This window comes from Streptomyces sp. NPDC020747 (assembly GCF_044334695.1).
Taxonomy (GTDB): domain Bacteria; phylum Actinomycetota; class Actinomycetes; order Streptomycetales; family Streptomycetaceae; genus Streptomyces.
On the sequence record NZ_JBIRTJ010000010.1, the window covers coordinates 290,861 to 306,417 of the forward strand.

At 65.7% G+C, this 15,557-nt stretch carries 27 protein-coding genes; all 27 read left to right on the forward strand.

Going from position 1 to position 15,557, the window contains the following annotated elements; all coding sequences use genetic code 11:
* Positions 1-16 precede the first annotated feature (16 nt).
* Positions 17-853, forward strand: a complete 837-nt coding sequence (rplB, locus tag ACH4YP_RS26530) for a 50S ribosomal protein L2 (protein WP_359940463.1) — start codon at positions 17-19, stop codon at positions 851-853.
* A 12-nt stretch (positions 854-865) separates the two neighbouring features.
* Positions 866-1,147 carry a 30S ribosomal protein S19 gene (gene rpsS / locus ACH4YP_RS26535; protein ID WP_006376029.1) on the forward strand — a complete coding sequence of 94 codons (282 nt, stop codon included), beginning with the start codon at positions 866-868 and terminating at the stop codon, positions 1,145-1,147.
* A gap of 42 nt (positions 1,148-1,189) precedes the next feature.
* The gene (gene rplV / locus ACH4YP_RS26540; protein WP_006604878.1) at positions 1,190-1,537 is read left to right on the forward strand and encodes a 50S ribosomal protein L22; all 348 of its coding nucleotides are present in this window, start codon (positions 1,190-1,192) and stop codon (positions 1,535-1,537) included.
* On the forward strand, positions 1,537-2,388 hold the full coding sequence (gene rpsC, locus ACH4YP_RS26545; RefSeq protein ID WP_359940466.1) for a 30S ribosomal protein S3: 852 nt from the start codon (positions 1,537-1,539) through the stop codon (positions 2,386-2,388). The genes rplV and rpsC overlap by 1 nt, the downstream gene beginning before the upstream one ends.
* A 5-nt stretch (positions 2,389-2,393) precedes the next feature.
* A complete protein-coding gene (rplP, locus tag ACH4YP_RS26550; protein ID WP_055614924.1) occupies positions 2,394-2,813 on the forward strand; it encodes a 50S ribosomal protein L16 in 420 nt (139 codons plus the stop codon).
* On the forward strand, positions 2,813-3,037 hold the full coding sequence (gene rpmC, locus ACH4YP_RS26555) for a 50S ribosomal protein L29 (RefSeq protein ID WP_003998824.1): 225 nt from the start codon (positions 2,813-2,815) through the stop codon (positions 3,035-3,037). Before rplP ends, rpmC begins: the two co-directional genes overlap by 1 nt.
* Positions 3,037-3,324: a 30S ribosomal protein S17 gene (gene rpsQ, locus ACH4YP_RS26560; protein WP_143642848.1), complete on the forward strand. Its 288-nt coding sequence runs from the start codon at positions 3,037-3,039 to the stop codon at positions 3,322-3,324. Before rpmC ends, rpsQ begins: the two co-directional genes overlap by 1 nt.
* A gap of 111 nt (positions 3,325-3,435) precedes the next feature.
* Positions 3,436-3,804 (forward strand): 50S ribosomal protein L14, encoded by a 369-nt coding sequence (rplN, locus tag ACH4YP_RS26565; RefSeq protein ID WP_003992364.1) that lies wholly within the window; start codon positions 3,436-3,438, stop codon positions 3,802-3,804.
* A gap of 2 nt (positions 3,805-3,806) precedes the next feature.
* On the forward strand, positions 3,807-4,130 hold the full coding sequence (gene rplX, locus ACH4YP_RS26570) for a 50S ribosomal protein L24 (protein ID WP_055614922.1): 324 nt from the start codon (positions 3,807-3,809) through the stop codon (positions 4,128-4,130).
* A complete protein-coding gene (gene rplE, locus ACH4YP_RS26575) occupies positions 4,130-4,687 on the forward strand; it encodes a 50S ribosomal protein L5 (protein WP_100594878.1) in 558 nt (185 codons plus the stop codon). Before rplX ends, rplE begins: the two co-directional genes overlap by 1 nt.
* Before the next feature lie 5 nt (positions 4,688-4,692).
* Positions 4,693-4,878 (forward strand): type Z 30S ribosomal protein S14, encoded by a 186-nt coding sequence (locus ACH4YP_RS26580; protein ID WP_003948630.1) that lies wholly within the window; start codon positions 4,693-4,695, stop codon positions 4,876-4,878.
* A gap of 209 nt (positions 4,879-5,087) precedes the next feature.
* Positions 5,088-5,486: a 30S ribosomal protein S8 gene (rpsH, locus tag ACH4YP_RS26585; protein ID WP_055614920.1), complete on the forward strand. Its 399-nt coding sequence runs from the start codon at positions 5,088-5,090 to the stop codon at positions 5,484-5,486.
* Positions 5,487-5,507: 21 nt separating this feature from the next.
* Positions 5,508-6,047, forward strand: a complete 540-nt coding sequence (gene rplF, locus ACH4YP_RS26590; protein WP_361054446.1) for a 50S ribosomal protein L6 — start codon at positions 5,508-5,510, stop codon at positions 6,045-6,047.
* Positions 6,048-6,050: 3 nt separating this feature from the next.
* Positions 6,051-6,431, forward strand: a complete 381-nt coding sequence (gene rplR / locus ACH4YP_RS26595) for a 50S ribosomal protein L18 (RefSeq protein ID WP_143642846.1) — start codon at positions 6,051-6,053, stop codon at positions 6,429-6,431.
* A gap of 43 nt (positions 6,432-6,474) precedes the next feature.
* Entirely contained in the window at positions 6,475-7,077 is a 603-nt protein-coding gene (rpsE, locus tag ACH4YP_RS26600; protein ID WP_055513610.1) for a 30S ribosomal protein S5, read from the forward strand.
* Entirely contained in the window at positions 7,077-7,259 is a 183-nt protein-coding gene (gene rpmD, locus ACH4YP_RS26605) for a 50S ribosomal protein L30 (RefSeq protein WP_006376032.1), read from the forward strand. Before rpsE ends, rpmD begins: the two co-directional genes overlap by 1 nt.
* A gap of 2 nt (positions 7,260-7,261) precedes the next feature.
* On the forward strand, positions 7,262-7,717 hold the full coding sequence (gene rplO, locus ACH4YP_RS26610; protein WP_107022203.1) for a 50S ribosomal protein L15: 456 nt from the start codon (positions 7,262-7,264) through the stop codon (positions 7,715-7,717).
* 248 nt (positions 7,718-7,965) lie between these two features.
* Positions 7,966-9,279: a preprotein translocase subunit SecY gene (gene secY, locus ACH4YP_RS26615; protein ID WP_361054440.1), complete on the forward strand. Its 1,314-nt coding sequence runs from the start codon at positions 7,966-7,968 to the stop codon at positions 9,277-9,279.
* Positions 9,279-10,004: an adenylate kinase gene (locus ACH4YP_RS26620; RefSeq protein WP_361054437.1), complete on the forward strand. Its 726-nt coding sequence runs from the start codon at positions 9,279-9,281 to the stop codon at positions 10,002-10,004. The genes secY and ACH4YP_RS26620 overlap by 1 nt, the downstream gene beginning before the upstream one ends.
* 101 nt (positions 10,005-10,105) lie before the next feature.
* The gene (map, locus tag ACH4YP_RS26625) at positions 10,106-10,942 is read left to right on the forward strand and encodes a type I methionyl aminopeptidase (protein WP_398492904.1); all 837 of its coding nucleotides are present in this window, start codon (positions 10,106-10,108) and stop codon (positions 10,940-10,942) included.
* Between the two features lie 268 nt (positions 10,943-11,210).
* A complete protein-coding gene (gene infA, locus ACH4YP_RS26630) occupies positions 11,211-11,432 on the forward strand; it encodes a translation initiation factor IF-1 (protein ID WP_003948620.1) in 222 nt (73 codons plus the stop codon).
* A 59-nt stretch (positions 11,433-11,491) separates the two neighbouring features.
* Positions 11,492-11,605 (forward strand): 50S ribosomal protein L36, encoded by a 114-nt coding sequence (gene rpmJ, locus ACH4YP_RS26635; RefSeq protein ID WP_003998809.1) that lies wholly within the window; start codon positions 11,492-11,494, stop codon positions 11,603-11,605.
* 194 nt (positions 11,606-11,799) lie between these two features.
* A complete protein-coding gene (rpsM, locus tag ACH4YP_RS26640) occupies positions 11,800-12,180 on the forward strand; it encodes a 30S ribosomal protein S13 (RefSeq protein ID WP_055513621.1) in 381 nt (126 codons plus the stop codon).
* Positions 12,181-12,249: 69 nt separating this feature from the next.
* A complete protein-coding gene (rpsK, locus tag ACH4YP_RS26645) occupies positions 12,250-12,654 on the forward strand; it encodes a 30S ribosomal protein S11 (RefSeq protein ID WP_003956432.1) in 405 nt (134 codons plus the stop codon).
* A gap of 148 nt (positions 12,655-12,802) precedes the next feature.
* Complete coding sequence (locus ACH4YP_RS26650) at positions 12,803-13,825, forward strand: DNA-directed RNA polymerase subunit alpha (RefSeq protein WP_306939468.1); 1,023 nt, start codon at positions 12,803-12,805, stop codon at positions 13,823-13,825.
* 191 nt (positions 13,826-14,016) lie between these two features.
* Entirely contained in the window at positions 14,017-14,553 is a 537-nt protein-coding gene (rplQ, locus tag ACH4YP_RS26655) for a 50S ribosomal protein L17 (RefSeq protein WP_361054431.1), read from the forward strand.
* An 83-nt stretch (positions 14,554-14,636) separates the two neighbouring features.
* Positions 14,637-15,494 carry a tRNA pseudouridine(38-40) synthase TruA gene (gene truA, locus ACH4YP_RS26660; protein ID WP_361054428.1) on the forward strand — a complete coding sequence of 286 codons (858 nt, stop codon included), beginning with the start codon at positions 14,637-14,639 and terminating at the stop codon, positions 15,492-15,494.
* Positions 15,495-15,557 lie beyond the last annotated feature (63 nt).

Below are 15,557 nucleotides of genomic sequence, written 5' to 3' on the forward strand. Positions count from 1 at the left end.
GGACGAGGACTGAGAAATGGGAATCCGCAAGTACAAGCCGACTACGCCGGGCCGTCGTGGCTCCAGCGTCGCCGACTTCGTCGAGGTCACGCGGTCCACGCCGGAGAAGTCGCTGGTTCGCCCGCTGCACAGCAAGGGCGGCCGTAACAATTCCGGTCGTGTGACCGTCCGCCACCAGGGTGGTGGACACAAGCGCGCCTACCGTGTCATCGACTTCCGTCGCCATGACAAGGACGGCGTGCCGGCGAAGGTCGCGCACATCGAGTACGACCCCAACCGCACCGCGCGCATCGCGCTGCTGCACTACGCGGACGGCGAGAAGCGCTACATCCTCGCCCCCCGCAACCTGTCGCAGGGCGACCGTGTCGAGAACGGTCCCGGGTCCGACATCAAGCCGGGCAACAACCTGGCGCTCCGCAACATCCCGGTCGGTACCACGATCCACGCGATCGAGCTCCGTCCCGGTGGCGGCGCCAAGTTCGCCCGCTCCGCCGGTGCCTCCGTACAGCTGCTCGCGAAGGAGGGCTCGATGGCCCACCTCCGCATGCCGTCCGGTGAGATCCGCCTGGTCGACCAGCGCTGCCGCGCCACGGTCGGCGAGGTCGGCAACGCCGAGCAGAGCAACATCAACTGGGGCAAGGCCGGCCGCAAGCGCTGGCTGGGCGTCCGCCCGACCGTTCGCGGTGTGGCGATGAACCCGGTTGACCACCCGCACGGTGGTGGTGAAGGCAAGACCTCCGGTGGTCGTCACCCGGTCTCGCCGTGGGGTCAGAAGGAGGGTCGTACTCGTTCGCCGAAGAAGGCTTCGAACAAGTACATCGTCCGCCGCCGCAAGACGAACAAGAAGCGCTAGGAGCGGGTTTAGATGCCGCGCAGTCTCAAGAAGGGGCCCTTCGTCGACGACCACCTCATCAAGAAGGTGGACGTACAGAACGAAGCCGGTTCCAAGAACGTCATCAAGACCTGGTCCCGTCGCTCGATGATCATCCCGGCCATGCTCGGCCACACGATCGCGGTGCACAACGGCAAGACCCACATCCCGGTGTTTGTCACCGAGTCGATGGTCGGCCACAAGCTCGGCGAGTTCTCGCCGACGCGCACCTTCCGGGGTCACGTCAAGGACGACCGGAAGTCGAAGCGCCGCTAACGCGGGGTGGAATCGACCATGACAGACACTGGAAGGACAACCATGGAAGCCAGGGCCCAGGCGCGGTACATCCGCGTTACGCCCATGAAGGCCCGCCGCGTGGTGGACCTTATCCGTGGCATGGATGCCACGGAGGCTCAGGCGGTCCTGCGTTTCGCCCCGCAGGCCGCGAGCGTGCCGGTCGGCAAGGTGCTTGACAGCGCCATTGCCAACGCCGCACACAACTACGACCACACCGACGCCGGCAGCCTTGTCATCTCCGAGGCCTACGTCGACGAGGGCCCGACCCTGAAGCGGTTCCGTCCGCGCGCCCAGGGCCGTGCCTACCGGATCCGCAAGCGGACCAGCCACATCACCGTGGTCGTCAGCAGCAAGGAAGGAACCCGGTAATGGGCCAGAAGGTTAACCCGCATGGGTTCCGGCTCGGCATCACCACGGACTTCAAGTCCCGTTGGTACGCCGACAAGCTGTACAAGGACTACGTCAAGGAAGACGTCGCCATCCGTCGGATGATGACGTCCGGCATGGAGCGCGCCGGCATCTCGAAGGTTGAGATCGAGCGCACCCGTGACCGCGTCCGTGTGGACATCCACACCGCGCGCCCGGGCATCGTCATCGGCCGTCGTGGCGCCGAGGCCGACCGCATCCGCGGTGACCTCGAGAAGCTGACCGGCAAGCAGGTCCAGCTGAACATCCTTGAGGTCAAGAGCCCGGAGACGGACGCTCAGCTGGTGGCCCAGGCCGTCGCCGAGCAGCTGTCCTCCCGCGTCTCCTTCCGTCGTGCCATGCGCAAGAGCATGCAGGGCACGATGAAGGCCGGCGCCAAGGGCATCAAGATCCAGTGTGGTGGCCGTCTCGGCGGTGCCGAGATGTCCCGCTCGGAGTTCTACCGCGAGGGCCGTGTGCCCCTGCACACGCTCCGCGCGAACGTCGACTACGGCTTCTTCGAGGCCAAGACGACCTTCGGCCGTATCGGTGTGAAGGTCTGGATCTACAAGGGCGACGTCAAGAACATCGCCGAGGTCCGCGCCGAGAACGCAGCGGCCCGTGCGGGTAACCGCCCGGCCCGTGGCGGCGGCCCGGGCGGCGACCGCCCGGCCCGTGGCGGTGGCCGCGGTGGCGAGCGTGGCGGCCGCGGCCGCAAGCCGCAGCAGCAGTCCGCGCCGGCTGCCGAGGCCCCCAAGGCCGAGGCTCCGGCGGCTGCCGCTCCGGCTGCTGAAAGCACCGGAACGGAGGCCTGACCGAAATGCTGATCCCCCGTAGGGTCAAGCACCGCAAGCAGCACCACCCCAAGCGCCGCGGTCAGGCCAAGGGTGGTACGGAGGTCTCGTTCGGCGAGTACGGCATTCAGGCCCTCACGCCGGCGTACGTGACGAACCGCCAGATCGAGGCGGCTCGTATCGCGATGACCCGTCACATCAAGCGTGGCGGCAAGGTCTGGATCAACATCTACCCGGACCGCCCGCTGACCAAGAAGCCCGCCGAGACCCGCATGGGTTCCGGTAAGGGTTCCCCCGAGTGGTGGGTCGCGAACGTGCACCCGGGCCGGGTCATGTTCGAGCTGTCCTACCCCAACGAGAAGATCGCCCGTGAGGCCCTGACTCGCGCAGCCCACAAGCTGCCGATGAAGTGCCGGATCGTCAAGCGCGAGGCAGGTGAAGCGTGATGTCGGCCGGTACCAAGGCGTCCGAGCTGCGCGAACTGGGTGACGAGGAGCTTCTCGCGAAGCTCCGCGAAGCCAAGGAAGAGCTGTTCAACCTCCGCTTCCAGGCGGCCACGGGTCAGCTCGAGAACCACGGTCGGCTGAAGGCCGTCCGCAAGGACATCGCGCGGATCTACACCCTGATGCGTGAGCGCGAGCTGGGCATCGAGACGGTGGAGAGCGCCTGATGAGCGAGAGCAACGTGACTGAAGAGACCAAGACGAGCCGCGGTTTCCGCAAGACCCGTGAGGGTCTGGTCGTCAGCGACAAGATGGACAAGACCGTCGTCGTCGCTGTCGAGGACCGCGTCAAGCACGCGCTGTACGGCAAGGTCATCCGCCGTACGAACAAGCTCAAGGCACACGACGAGCAGAACGCCGCGGGCGTCGGCGACCGGGTCATCATCATGGAGACCCGGCCGCTGTCCGCGACGAAGCGCTGGCGCATCGTCGAGATCCTCGAGAAGGCCAAGTAATTCTCCTGCGGGGCACCCCCCGCAGGACAGTTCCGCCAGGCTCGGCAGGGGTCCGAATCCCGTACAGGACAAGGCCCCTGCCGGGAACCGGCAGACAAACAGGAGATAGACGTGATCCAGCAGGAGTCGCGACTGCGTGTCGCCGACAACACTGGTGCGAAGGAGATCCTTTGCATCCGTGTGCTCGGTGGCTCCGGTCGCCGCTACGCGGGCATCGGTGACGTGATCGTCGCCACCGTCAAGGACGCGATCCCCGGCGGCAACGTGAAGAAGGGTGACGTCATCAAGGCGGTCATCGTTCGCACCGTCAAGGAGCGCCGCCGTCCCGACGGCTCGTACATCCGCTTCGACGAGAACGCCGCCGTCATTCTGAAGAACGACGGCGACCCTCGCGGCACCCGCATCTTCGGCCCGGTGGGCCGGGAGCTGCGCGAGAAGAAGTTCATGAAGATCATCTCGCTCGCGCCGGAGGTGCTGTAAGCATGAAGATCAAGAAGGGCGACCTGGTACAGGTCATCACCGGTAAGGACAAGGGCAAGCAGGGCAAGGTCATCGCGGCCTACCCCCGCGAGGACCGCGTCCTGGTCGAGGGTGTCAACCGGGTCAAGAAGCACACCAAGGCCGGCCCGACCGCTCGCGGTTCGCAGGCCGGTGGCATCGTCACGACCGAGGCGCCCGTCCACGTCTCCAACGTCCAGCTGGTCGTTGAGAAGGACGGCAACAAGGTCGTCACGCGTGTCGGTTACCGCTTCGACGACGAGGGCAACAAGGTTCGCGTTGCCAAGCGGACGGGTGAGGACATCTGATGGCTACCACCACGACTCCGCGTCTCAAGACGAAGTACCGCGAGGAGATCGCGGGCAAGCTGCAGGAAGAGTTCTCCTACGAGAACGTCATGCAGACCCCGGGCCTCGTCAAGATCGTGGTCAACATGGGTGTCGGCGACGCCGCCCGTGACTCGAAGCTCATGGACGGTGCCGTCCGTGACCTGACCACGATCACCGGTCAGAAGCCGGCCATCACCAAGGCCCGCAAGTCCATCGCGCAGTTCAAGCTGCGCGAGGGTCAGCCGATCGGTGCCCACGTCACACTCCGTGGCGACCGCATGTGGGAGTTCCTGGACCGCACCCTGTCGCTCGCGCTGCCGCGCATCCGCGACTTCCGTGGTCTGTCCCCCAAGCAGTTCGACGGCCGTGGCAACTACACCTTCGGTCTCACGGAGCAGGTCATGTTCCACGAGATCGACCAGGACAAGATCGACCGCGTCCGGGGTATGGACATCACCGTGGTCACCACGGCGACCAACGACGCCGAAGGCCGTGCCCTTCTCCGTCACCTCGGCTTCCCCTTCAAGGAGGCGTAAGCGAGATGGCGAAGAAGGCTCTGATTGCCAAGGCTGCTCGTAAGCCCAAGTTCGGCGTACGTGGCTACACGCGCTGCCAGCGCTGTGGCCGTCCGCACTCCGTGTACCGCAAGTTCGGCCTCTGCCGTGTGTGCCTTCGTGAGATGGCTCACCGTGGCGAGCTGCCGGGCGTGACCAAGAGCTCCTGGTAGTCCCGTACTTCGGGATTCCGGAAGCTCTCGGTAAGTAATGGGTGATGTCAGGCGCCCACCCCTTCATGGCTTAGGCTAGGAGGGTTGGGCGCTCTGACGCCCGTACGACTTACTACGCCGTAGGTCCCCGCACCGCACCCGTCCCGCCACTGAGTGGGGAGAGGGATGGCGCACTGGAAACCCCGGCGAGAGAGGCCGAAGGCCAATTCATGACCATGACTGATCCCATCGCAGACATGCTTACTCGTCTGCGTAACGCGAACTCGGCGTACCACGACGATGTCGCGATGCCGCACAGCAAGATCAAGTCTCACATCGCGGAGATCCTCCAGCAGGAGGGCTTCATCACCGGCTGGAAGGTCGAGGACGCCGAGGTCGGCAAGAAGCTCGTCCTCGAGCTGAAGTTCGGCCCGAACCGTGAGCGCTCCATCGCGGGCATCAAGCGGATCTCGAAGCCGGGTCTGCGTGTGTACGCGAAGTCCACCTCCCTGCCCAAGGTGCTCGGTGGCCTCGGCGTGGCGATCATCTCCACGTCGCACGGTCTCCTCACCGACAAGCAGGCCGGCAAGAAGGGCGTAGGCGGAGAAGTCCTCGCCTACGTCTGGTAGCGGAAGGGAACGGAAGAAGCTATGTCGCGTATTGGCAAGCTCCCCATCACGGTTCCCGCCGGCGTGGACGTCACCATCGACGGCCGTACGGTTTCGGTGAAGGGCCCCAAGGGCTCGCTCTCCCACACCGTCGCGGCGCCGATCGAGATCGCTAAGGGCGAGGACGGCATTCTCAATGTCACCCGCCCGAACGACGAGCGTCAGAACAAGGCCCTGCACGGCCTGTCCCGCACGCTGGTGGCGAACATGATCACCGGCGTGACCACGGGTTACGTGAAGAAGCTCGAAATCAGCGGTGTGGGTTACCGCGTCCTGGCGAAGGGTTCCAACCTGGAGTTCTCGCTCGGCTACAGCCACTCGATCACGGTCGAGGCGCCCGAGGGCATCTCGTTCAAGGTCGAGAACCCGACGCACTTCTCGGTCGAGGGAATCGACAAGCAGAAGGTCGGCGAGGTTGCGGCCAACATCCGCAAGCTGCGCAAGCCCGACCCGTACAAGGCCAAGGGCGTCAAGTACGAGGGCGAAGTCGTCCGGCGCAAGGTCGGAAAGGCGGGTAAGTAAGCCATGGCATACGGTACGAAGATCGCTAAGGGCGACGCTTACAAGCGTGCTGCCATCAAGCGCCGCCACATCCGGATCCGTAAGAAGGTCAACGGAACGGCTGAGCGTCCTCGCCTGGTCGTGACGCGCTCGAACCGCCACATCGTGGCCCAGGTCATCGACGACATCAAGGGTCACACCCTGGCGTCGGCGTCGACCCTGGACACGTCGATCCGTGGCGAGGGCGAGAAGTCGGCGCAGGCCGGCAAGGTCGGCGCTCTTGTCGCCGAGCGTGCCAAGGCCGCCGGTGTCGAGGCTGTCGTATTCGACCGTGGTGGAAACCAGTACGCCGGGCGCATTGCCGCTCTGGCGGACGCCGCCCGCGAAGCCGGACTCAAGTTCTGAGTCTCGGTTCCGTAGCTAGCGGAAACAGAGAGAGGTAATTCCAATGGCTGGACCCCAGCGCCGCGGAAGCGGTGCCGGTGGCGGCGAGCGGCGGGACCGGAAGGGCCGTGACGGCGGCGCTGCTGCCGAGAAGACCGCGTACGTCGAGCGCGTCGTCGCGATCAACCGCGTCGCCAAGGTTGTGAAGGGTGGTCGTCGCTTCAGCTTCACTGCGCTCGTCGTAGTGGGCGATGGCGATGGCACCGTCGGTGTCGGTTACGGCAAGGCCAAGGAGGTGCCGGCCGCGATCGCCAAGGGTGTTGAAGAGGCCAAGAAGCACTTCTTCAAGGTCCCCCGCATCCAGGGCACCATCCCGCACCCGATCACGGGCGAGAAGGCCGCGGGCGTCGTCCTGCTCAAGCCTGCTTCCCCCGGTACCGGCGTTATCGCCGGTGGCCCGGTGCGTGCTGTCCTCGAGTGCGCCGGCGTTCACGACATCCTGTCGAAGTCGCTCGGCTCGTCCAACGCGATCAACATCGTGCACGCGACCGTGGCGGCCCTCAAGGGCCTGCAGCGTCCCGAGGAGATCGCGGCCCGCCGCGGTCTGCCCCTCGAGGACGTCGCCCCCGCGGCTCTGCTCCGTGCGCGTGCGGGAGCGGGTGCGTAATGGCTCGCCTCAAGGTCACGCAGACGAAGTCGTACATCGGTAGCAAGCAGAACCACCGTGACACCCTGCGGTCCCTTGGTCTCAAGGGGATCAACACCGTGGTCGTCAAGGAGGACCGCCCCGAGTTCCGCGGAATGGTTCACACCGTCCGCCACCTCGTGACGGTTGAGGAGGTCGACTGATCATGGCGGAGAACAACCCGCTCAAGATCCACAACCTCCGTCCCGCCCCGGGCGCCAAGACCGCCAAGACCCGTGTGGGTCGTGGTGAGGCGTCGAAGGGTAAGACGGCTGGACGTGGTACCAAGGGCACGAAGGCCCGTTACCAGGTTCCGGAGCGCTTCGAGGGTGGCCAGATGCCCCTCCACATGCGTCTCCCGAAGCTCAAGGGCTTCCGGAACCCGTTCAAGACCGAGTACCAGGTCGTGAACCTCGACAAGCTGGCGTCGCTGTACCCGGAGGGTGGCGAAGTCACCGTCGAGGGGCTCGTCGCCAACGGTGCGGTTCGCAAGAACAGCCTCGTCAAGGTCCTCGGCCAGGGCGAGATCTCCGTGGCACTGCAGGTGACGGTCGACGCCGTCTCCGGCTCCGCCAAGGAGAAGATCACCGCCGCCGGCGGTACCGTCACCGAGCTCATCTGAAATCACCAGGCGTCTCGATGACTTGAGCGAACCCGACCGGGGGTGCCCCACAAAAGGGGCATCCCCGGTTGGTCGTTCCTAGGGGAGCGGTGTCGCCGGTAAGGTGGCCTGCACTGCTAATTTTCGCCCGGTGTGACCCCTGGGAACTCAGGGCGGTTCTTAACTGTTAGTCAGCTGTCCGTTACTTATTCGTCGAACCTCAAGACCGTCACCTCTGACGCACTTGCGCGGGGGTCGCAGGAGGCACCGTGCTCACCGCGTTCGCCCGGGCGTTCAAGACGCCCGACCTGCGCAAGAAGCTGCTCTTCACGCTCGGCATCATCGTGGTCTATCGGGTTGGCACGCACATCCCGATCCCCGGTGTCGACTACAAGAACGTCCAGATCTGTATCGACGACGCGAGCCAGAACACGGGCCTGTTCGGTCTGGTCAACATGTTCAGCGGTGGCGCCCTGCTGCAGATCACGATCTTCGCGCTGGGCATCATGCCGTACATCACGGCGAGCATCATTCTGCAGCTGTTGACCGTGGTGATCCCGCGACTGGAGGCCCTCAAGAAAGAGGGTCAGGCCGGTACGGCGAAGATCACGCAGTACACCCGTTACCTGACGGTGGCCCTGGCCATCCTGCAGGGCACCGGCCTGGTGGCCACCGCCCGCAGTGGTGCACTGTTCACCAGCTGCCCGGTCGCGCAGCAGATCGTGCCCGACCAGTCGATCTTCGTCACGATCACGATGGTCATCACGATGACCGCCGGTACTGCCGTCGTCATGTGGCTCGGTGAGCTCATCACCGACCGCGGCATCGGCAACGGCATGTCGATCCTGATGTTCATCTCGATCGCCGCGACCTTCCCGTCCGCTCTGTGGGCCATCAAGGTGCAGGGCAACCTCGCGGGCGGCTGGATCGAGTTCGGCACCGTGATCGCGGTCGGTCTCGTCATGGTCGGTCTGGTGGTCTTCGTGGAGCAGGCTCAGCGCCGCATTCCCGTCCAGTACGCGAAGCGCATGATCGGCCGCCGGTCCTACGGCGGCACGTCCACGTACATCCCGCTGAAGGTCAACCAGGCCGGCATCATCCCTGTGATCTTTGCCTCGTCGCTGCTCTACATCCCGGCGCTGATCGCTCAGTTCGCAGGTGGGACGTCCGGCTGGAAGACCTGGATCGAACAGAACCTCACCAAGGGTGACCACCCGATCTACATCAGCACGTACTTCTTGCTGATCGTGTTCTTCGCCTTCTTCTACGTGGCTATCTCGTTCAACCCCGAGGAAGTCGCCGACAACATGAAGAAGTATGGTGGCTTCATCCCGGGCATCCGGGCCGGCCGGCCAACCGCTGAGTACCTGGGATACGTACTCAACCGGATCACCTGGCCGGGTTCGCTGTATCTGGGCCTGATCGCTCTCGTACCGACGATGGCGTTGGTTGGTTTCGGGGCAAACCAGAACTTCCCGTTCGGCGGTACCAGCATCCTGATCATCGTGGGTGTGGGTCTGGAGACGGTGAAGCAGATCGAGAGCCAGCTCCAGCAGCGCAATTACGAAGGGTTCCTCCGCTGATGCGTATCGTCCTCGTCGGGCCGCCCGGTGCGGGCAAGGGAACGCAGGCTGCGTTCCTCGCCCAGAACCTGTCGATCCCGCACATCTCCACGGGCGACCTCTTCCGTGCGAACATCAGCCAGCAGACGGAACTCGGCAAACTGGCGAAGTCGTACATGGACGAGGGCAACCTCGTGCCGGACGAGGTCACCATCGCGATGGCCAGGGACCGCATGGAGCAGTCGGACGCCGCGAACGGCTTCCTGCTCGACGGCTTCCCGCGGAACGTCTCGCAGGCCGAGGCGCTCGACCAGGCCCTCAAGGGCGATGGTGTGGAGTTGGACGGGGTACTCGACCTGGAGGTCCCCGAGGACGAGGTGGTCAAGCGCATCGCCGGCCGCCGCATCTGCCGCAAGAACTCGGCGCATGTCTTCCACGTGACGTACAGCCCGCCGAAGAAGGAAGGCGTCTGTGACGTCTGCGGCGGCGAGCTGTACCAGCGCGACGACGACACCGAGGAGACCGTCCGCAAGCGCCTGGAGGTCTACCACACGCAGACCGAGCCGATCATCGACTACTACCGGGCCCAGGGCCTGGTCGTGACGATCTCGGCGCTCGGCAAGGTGGACGACGTCACCAAGCGCGCGATGGACGCCCTCAAGAGCCAGTCCGAGGGCAAGGGCCGGAGCGACGAGGACAAGAGCGACGAGGACAAGAACGACAGCCAGGGCGGCGACGACAAGTAGTCGTCCTGGCTGGTTCGGCCGCGGTGCCCTGGTTGGGCGCCGCGGCCGTACTGTTGTGTAGGTAATCGAGCAGGCAGAGAAGACGGAGAGCGCGGGCCCTCATGGTGCAGATCAAGACCCCCGAGCAGATCGCCAAGATGCGTGAGGCGGGCCTGGTCGTCGCCGCCGTCCACCGGGCGACACGGGAAGCGGCGGTACCCGGGGCCACGACGAAGGACCTCGACGAGGTCGCCCGCAAGGTGCTGGCCGAGCACGGCGCCAAGTCGAACTTCCTGGGATACGGCGGCTTCCCCGCGACGATCTGCACCTCGGCGAACGAGGTCGTCGTGCACGGCATCCCGAGCGACGAGGTCGTCCTGAAGGACGGCGACATCATCTCGATCGACGCCGGCGCCATCGTCGACGGCTGGCACGGGGACGCCGCCTTCACCGCCTTCGTCGGATCCGGTCACTCTCCGGAGCTCATCGAGCTGTCCCGGGTGACCGAGGAGTCGATGTGGGCCGGGATCGCCGCGATGAAGCTGGGGAACCGGCTCGTCGACGTCTCCCGCGCCATCGAGACGTACATCCGGCGCCAGCCGAAGCCCGGCGGTGGCAAGTACGGGATCGTCGAGGACTACGGCGGCCACGGCATCGGCACCGAGATGCACATGGATCCGCATCTGCTGAACTACGTGGAGCGGCGGCGGGGGAAGGGGCCGAAGCTCGTTCCCGGGTTCTGCCTCGCCATCGAGCCCATGGTCTCGCTGGGTACGCCGAAGACCGAGGTGCTGTCCGACGACTGGACGGTGATCACGACGGACGGCACGTGGTCCTCCCACTGGGAGCACTCCGTCGCGCTGACCGCGGACGGTCCGCTTGTGCTGACGGCTCCCGACGGGGGCAGGGCGAAGCTGGCCGAGTACGGGATCACCGCGGCTCCCGATCCTCTGGGCTGAGTTCACGCCGTAGGGGTGGGCCGGTGTGCGCGTCACCGCCGCGGCCCTGTGGGGGCCGGTCGGGCCCACTCGGCGGAGCCGCACATCGACGCAGCCCCGCGTCCCTTCGGGGCGCCCGCTGCTTAGGGATCTTCCGTGCGGGGCAGGCTATCTCGATTCGTCTTTCCGAGGGCCCTGGCGTAGACTGACTCGTCGGCTCTCGTGCATCTGCATGTCTGCGTGCAGTAAGTGCGGAGTCGATCAAGGTAGTCGATTCGAAGGGCGAAGCGTGGCCAAGAAGCAAGGTGCCATCGAGATCGAGGGCACTGTCGTCGAGTCTCTTCCGAACGCCATGTTCAAGGTCGAGCTCCAGAACGGCCACCAGGTCCTGGCACACATCAGCGGCAAGATGCGTATGCACTACATCCGCATCCTCCCTGACGACCGGGTCGTGGTGGAGTTGTCTCCGTACGACCTGACCCGTGGCCGGATCGTCTACCGGTACAAGTAGATCTTGCCTGTGTCCCGTATTCCGCGGGGCGGTGGCACTGACCCGGAGAACCTCACCCAATGAAGGTCAAGCCGAGCGTCAAGAAGATCTGCGACAAGTGCAGGGTGATCCGCCGTCACGGCCGGGTCATGGTCATCTGCGAAAACCCGCGGCACAAGCAGCGCCAGGGCTGACGCACGACCGAACCTTCTGCACCCGCAGAGTTTCGCGCGACGCAAGTAGCACATGTTCATACGCAGAGCCCGGATTCACTGTTCGCAGGGATTCCGATACCCCCGGTCGGAGGCCGGGGACCCAGTTCGTACCTCATACGGCGGCTGGGAACCGGTTTTGCGGAAGACCTCCGAACGACAACTGGAGCCATTGAATGGCACGCGTTTCCGGTGTTGACATCCCGCGCGAAAAGCGCGTGGAGGTTGCCCTCACCTACGTGTTCGGCATCGGCCGGACCCTCTCGCAGAAGACGCTGGCCGACACCGGCGTCAACCCCGACACCCGCGTTCGTGACCTCTCCGAGGAGGAGCTGGTCAGGATCCGCGAGTACGTGGACAACAACTTCAAGACCGAGGGTGACCTCCGCCGCGAGGTTCAGGCCGACATCCGCCGCAAGGTCGAGATCGGCTGCTACCAGGGTCTGCGCCACCGTCGTGGCCTGCCCGTCCACGGTCAGCGCACCAGCACGAACGCTCGTACCCGCAAGGGCCCGCGTCGCGCCATCGCCGGCAAGAAGAAGCCGGGCAAGAAGTAGTCCGCAGCGGACAACGCTTCATCAGCGGTCTTCGCTGTAGGACCGACCACCTCCCCGTAGGAGTTATAGATGCCCCCCAAGGGTCGTCAGGGCGCTGCCAAGAAGGTGCGCCGCAAGGAAAAGAAGAACGTCGCTCACGGTCACGCGCATATCAAGAGCACGTTCAACAACACGATCGTCTCGATCACGGACCCCTCGGGCAACGTGATCTCCTGGGCCTCCGCCGGCCACGTCGGCTTCAAGGGCTCGCGCAAGTCCACCCCCTTCGCCGCGCAGATGGCCGCCGAGTCGGCCGCCCGCCGCGCGCAGGAGCACGGCATGCGCAAGGTCGACGTCTTCGTCAAGGGCCCGGGTTCGGGTCGCGAGACGGCCATCCGTTCGCTTCAGGCGACCGGTCTTGAGGTCGGCTCCATCCAGGACGTGACGCCCACGCCGCACAACGGCTGCCGTCCGCCCAAGCGCCGTCGCGTCTGACGCACGGTTGTCTTGATTTTTCTGGGGTCCGGGCGGTATGGCCTTTCGGGGCCGTGCCGCCCGTACCCTTGTACCTGTAACACAACGGGCTACCGCCCGGTGGCAAGGGCATCAAATAGTGGGTGCCCCTGACTGAAGGATTCACTTCATGCTGATCGCTCAGCGTCCCTCGTTGACCGAAGAGGTCGTCGACGAGTTCCGCTCCCGGTTCGTGATCGAGCCGCTGGAGCCGGGCTTCGGCTACACCCTCGGCAACTCGCTCCGCCGGACCCTTCTCTCCTCGATCCCCGGTGCGGCTGTCACCAGCATCCGCATCGACGGTGTCCTGCACGAGTTCACCACCGTGCCGGGCGTCAAGGAAGACGTCACCGACCTGATCCTCAACATCAAGCAGCTGGTCGTCTCCTCGGAGCACGACGAGCCTGTCGTGATGTACCTGCGCAAGCAGGGCCCGGGTCTGGTCACCGCCGCCGACATCGCGCCCCCGGCCGGTGTCGAGGTCCACAACCCCGATCTCGTCCTCGCCACGCTCAACGGCAAGGGCAAGCTGGAGATGGAGCTGACGGTCGAGCGCGGTCGCGGTTACGTCTCCGCGGTGCAGAACAAGCAGGTCGGTCAGGAGATCGGGCGCATCCCGGTCGACTCGATCTACTCGCCCGTTCTGAAGGTCACGTACAAGGTCGAGGCGACTCGTGTCGAGCAGCGCACCGACTTCGACAAGCTGATCGTCGACGTCGAGACCAAGCAGGCCATGCGTCCCCGTGACGCCATGGCGTCGGCCGGCAAGACGCTGGTCGAGCTGTTCGGTCTGGCGCGCGAGCTCAACATCGACGCCGAGGGCATCGACATGGGTCCGTCCCCGACGGACGCCGCGCTCGCCGCCGATCTCGCCCTGCCGATCGAGGAGCTGGAGCTCACCGTTCGGTCGTACAACTGCCTCAAGCGCGAGGGCATCCACTCCGTGGGTGAGCTCGTGGCGCGGTCCGAGGCGGACCTGCTCGACATCCGTAACTTCGGTGCGAAGTCGATCGACGAGGTCAAGGCGAAGCTGGTCGGCATGGGCCTGGCCCTGAAGGACAGCCCGCCCGGATTCGACCCCACGGCCGCCGCCGATGCCTTCGGCGCCGACGACGACGCGGACGCGGGCTTTGTGGAGACCGAGCAGTACTAAGAGCTCGGGTTCCACTGCTGGTTCTTGGCTGCGGGGCCGTTGTGGCTGGTCGCGCAGTTCCTCGCGCCCCTTACGGGGCGCGGGTTTCCGGGGCCTTGAAAAAGGCGGCCGGATCTTCGACGGGCAGCCGCCCGCTCGGATACTGACCTCGGTACCTGATACGGCCGGGGCAGACACCTAGGAGAAACATCATGCCGAAGCCTGCCAAGGGTGCCCGTCTGGGCGGCAGTGCCGCGCACGAGAAGCTGCTTCTTGCGAACCTCGCGAAGTCGCTCTTCGAGCACGGCAAGATCACGACCACCGAGGCGAAGGCCCGTCGGCTGCGGCCGTACGCCGAGCGTCTGGTCACCAAGGCGAAGAAGGGCGACCTTCACAACCGCCGTCAGGTGCTCTCGGTCATCACGGACAAGAGCATCGTGCACACGCTCTTCACCGAGATCGGCCCGCGCTACGAGAACCGCCCGGGTGGCTACACCCGTATCACCAAGATCGGTAACCGTCGTGGCGACAACGCGCCCATGGCTGTCATCGAGCTGGTGGAGGCCCTGACCGTGGCCCAGCAGGCCACCGGTGAGGCCGAGGCGGCGACGCAGCGTGCCGTCAAGGAGGACGCCCTCAAGAAGGACGACGTCCTGAAGAAGGACGAGGCCGTCGAGGCCAAGTCCGACGAGGTCGTCGAGGACGCCAAGCCGGCCGACGAGGCCGCCGAGGAGTCCAAGGACGCGTAAGTGTTCGCGTAAGCGTTCTGCGTCGGCGGGCCCGTTCCTTTCGAGGAGCGGGCCCGCTCTCGTGTTCCTGAGAGGATCTCCGGGTGAGTGACGAAGCAGCGCCAGGCCATGTCCGTATCCGGATGGATCTCTCGTACGACGGGAGCGAGTTCTCCGGGTGGGCCAAACAGGCCGGTGGGCGCAGGACCGTGCAGGGGGAGATCGAGGACGCCCTGCGGACGGTGACCCGGTCGCGGGACACCACGTACGAGCTGACCGTGGCCGGGCGGACCGATGCCGGGGTGCACGCCCGGGGGCAGGTGACGCATGTCGATCTGCCCGTGGAGGTGTGGGGCGAGCAGCGGGAGAAGCTGCTGAAGCGGCTGGCCGGGCGGCTGCCCAGGGACGTGCGGGTGTGGGCGGTCGGGGAGGCGCCGAGCGGCTTCAACGCGCGGTTCTCGGCGGTCTGGCGGCGGTACGCCTATCGCGTCACCGACAACCCCGGCGGCGTCGATCCGCTGCTGCGCGGTCATGTCCTGTGGCACGACTGGCCGCTCGACGTCGACGCCATGAACGAGGCCGCACAGAAACTCGTCGGCGAGCACGACTTCGCCGCCTACTGCAAGAAGCGGGAGGGCGCCACGACCATCCGTACGCTTCAACAGCTGAGCCTGGAGCGGGGGAGTGACGGAATCATCACCGCCACCGTGCGGGCCGATGCCTTCTGCCACAACATGGTGCGGTCGCTGATCGGGGCGCTGCTGTTCGTGGGGGACGGGCACCGGGCGGCCGACTGGCCCGGGAAGGTGCTCGCCGCGGGGGTGCGGGACTCCGCCGTGCATGTGGTGCGGCCGCACGGGCTGACGCTCGAAGAGGTCGGCTATCCGGCCGACGAGCTGCTGGCGGCGCGGAACAGGGAGGCGCGGAATCGGCGGACCCTGCCGGGGGTGGGATGCTGCTGACGGTGGCCGCACGCCCTGTATAGAGGGGCAAGTGGTTACGTATGCCCGCTGTGGCGTGTGATG

Excerpts from the sequence above, each read along its gene's own strand:
- rplB (WP_359940463.1), top strand. The coding sequence starts at position 17 with ATGGGAATCCGCAAGTACAAGCCGACTACGCCGGGCCGTCGTGGCTCC.
- rpsS (WP_006376029.1), top strand. The coding sequence starts at position 866 with ATGCCGCGCAGTCTCAAGAAGGGGCCCTTCGTCGACGACCACCTCATC.
- rplV (WP_006604878.1), top strand. The coding sequence starts at position 1,190 with ATGGAAGCCAGGGCCCAGGCGCGGTACATCCGCGTTACGCCCATGAAG.
- rpsC (WP_359940466.1), top strand. The coding sequence starts at position 1,537 with ATGGGCCAGAAGGTTAACCCGCATGGGTTCCGGCTCGGCATCACCACG.
- rplP (WP_055614924.1), top strand. The coding sequence starts at position 2,394 with ATGCTGATCCCCCGTAGGGTCAAGCACCGCAAGCAGCACCACCCCAAG.
- rpmC (WP_003998824.1), top strand. The coding sequence starts at position 2,813 with ATGTCGGCCGGTACCAAGGCGTCCGAGCTGCGCGAACTGGGTGACGAG.
- rpsQ (WP_143642848.1), top strand. The coding sequence starts at position 3,037 with ATGAGCGAGAGCAACGTGACTGAAGAGACCAAGACGAGCCGCGGTTTC.
- rplX (WP_055614922.1), top strand. The coding sequence starts at position 3,807 with ATGAAGATCAAGAAGGGCGACCTGGTACAGGTCATCACCGGTAAGGAC.
- rplE (WP_100594878.1), top strand. The coding sequence starts at position 4,130 with ATGGCTACCACCACGACTCCGCGTCTCAAGACGAAGTACCGCGAGGAG.
- ACH4YP_RS26580 (WP_003948630.1), top strand. The coding sequence starts at position 4,693 with ATGGCGAAGAAGGCTCTGATTGCCAAGGCTGCTCGTAAGCCCAAGTTC.
- rpsH (WP_055614920.1), top strand. The coding sequence starts at position 5,088 with ATGACCATGACTGATCCCATCGCAGACATGCTTACTCGTCTGCGTAAC.
- rplF (WP_361054446.1), top strand. The coding sequence starts at position 5,508 with ATGTCGCGTATTGGCAAGCTCCCCATCACGGTTCCCGCCGGCGTGGAC.
- rplR (WP_143642846.1), top strand. The coding sequence starts at position 6,051 with ATGGCATACGGTACGAAGATCGCTAAGGGCGACGCTTACAAGCGTGCT.
- rpsE (WP_055513610.1), top strand. The coding sequence starts at position 6,475 with ATGGCTGGACCCCAGCGCCGCGGAAGCGGTGCCGGTGGCGGCGAGCGG.
- rpmD (WP_006376032.1), top strand. The coding sequence starts at position 7,077 with ATGGCTCGCCTCAAGGTCACGCAGACGAAGTCGTACATCGGTAGCAAG.
- rplO (WP_107022203.1), top strand. The coding sequence starts at position 7,262 with ATGGCGGAGAACAACCCGCTCAAGATCCACAACCTCCGTCCCGCCCCG.
- ACH4YP_RS26620 (WP_361054437.1), top strand. The coding sequence starts at position 9,279 with ATGCGTATCGTCCTCGTCGGGCCGCCCGGTGCGGGCAAGGGAACGCAG.
- map (WP_398492904.1), top strand. The coding sequence starts at position 10,106 with ATGGTGCAGATCAAGACCCCCGAGCAGATCGCCAAGATGCGTGAGGCG.
- rpmJ (WP_003998809.1), top strand. The coding sequence starts at position 11,492 with ATGAAGGTCAAGCCGAGCGTCAAGAAGATCTGCGACAAGTGCAGGGTG.
- rpsM (WP_055513621.1), top strand. The coding sequence starts at position 11,800 with ATGGCACGCGTTTCCGGTGTTGACATCCCGCGCGAAAAGCGCGTGGAG.
- rpsK (WP_003956432.1), top strand. The coding sequence starts at position 12,250 with ATGCCCCCCAAGGGTCGTCAGGGCGCTGCCAAGAAGGTGCGCCGCAAG.
- ACH4YP_RS26650 (WP_306939468.1), top strand. The coding sequence starts at position 12,803 with ATGCTGATCGCTCAGCGTCCCTCGTTGACCGAAGAGGTCGTCGACGAG.
- rplQ (WP_361054431.1), top strand. The coding sequence starts at position 14,017 with ATGCCGAAGCCTGCCAAGGGTGCCCGTCTGGGCGGCAGTGCCGCGCAC.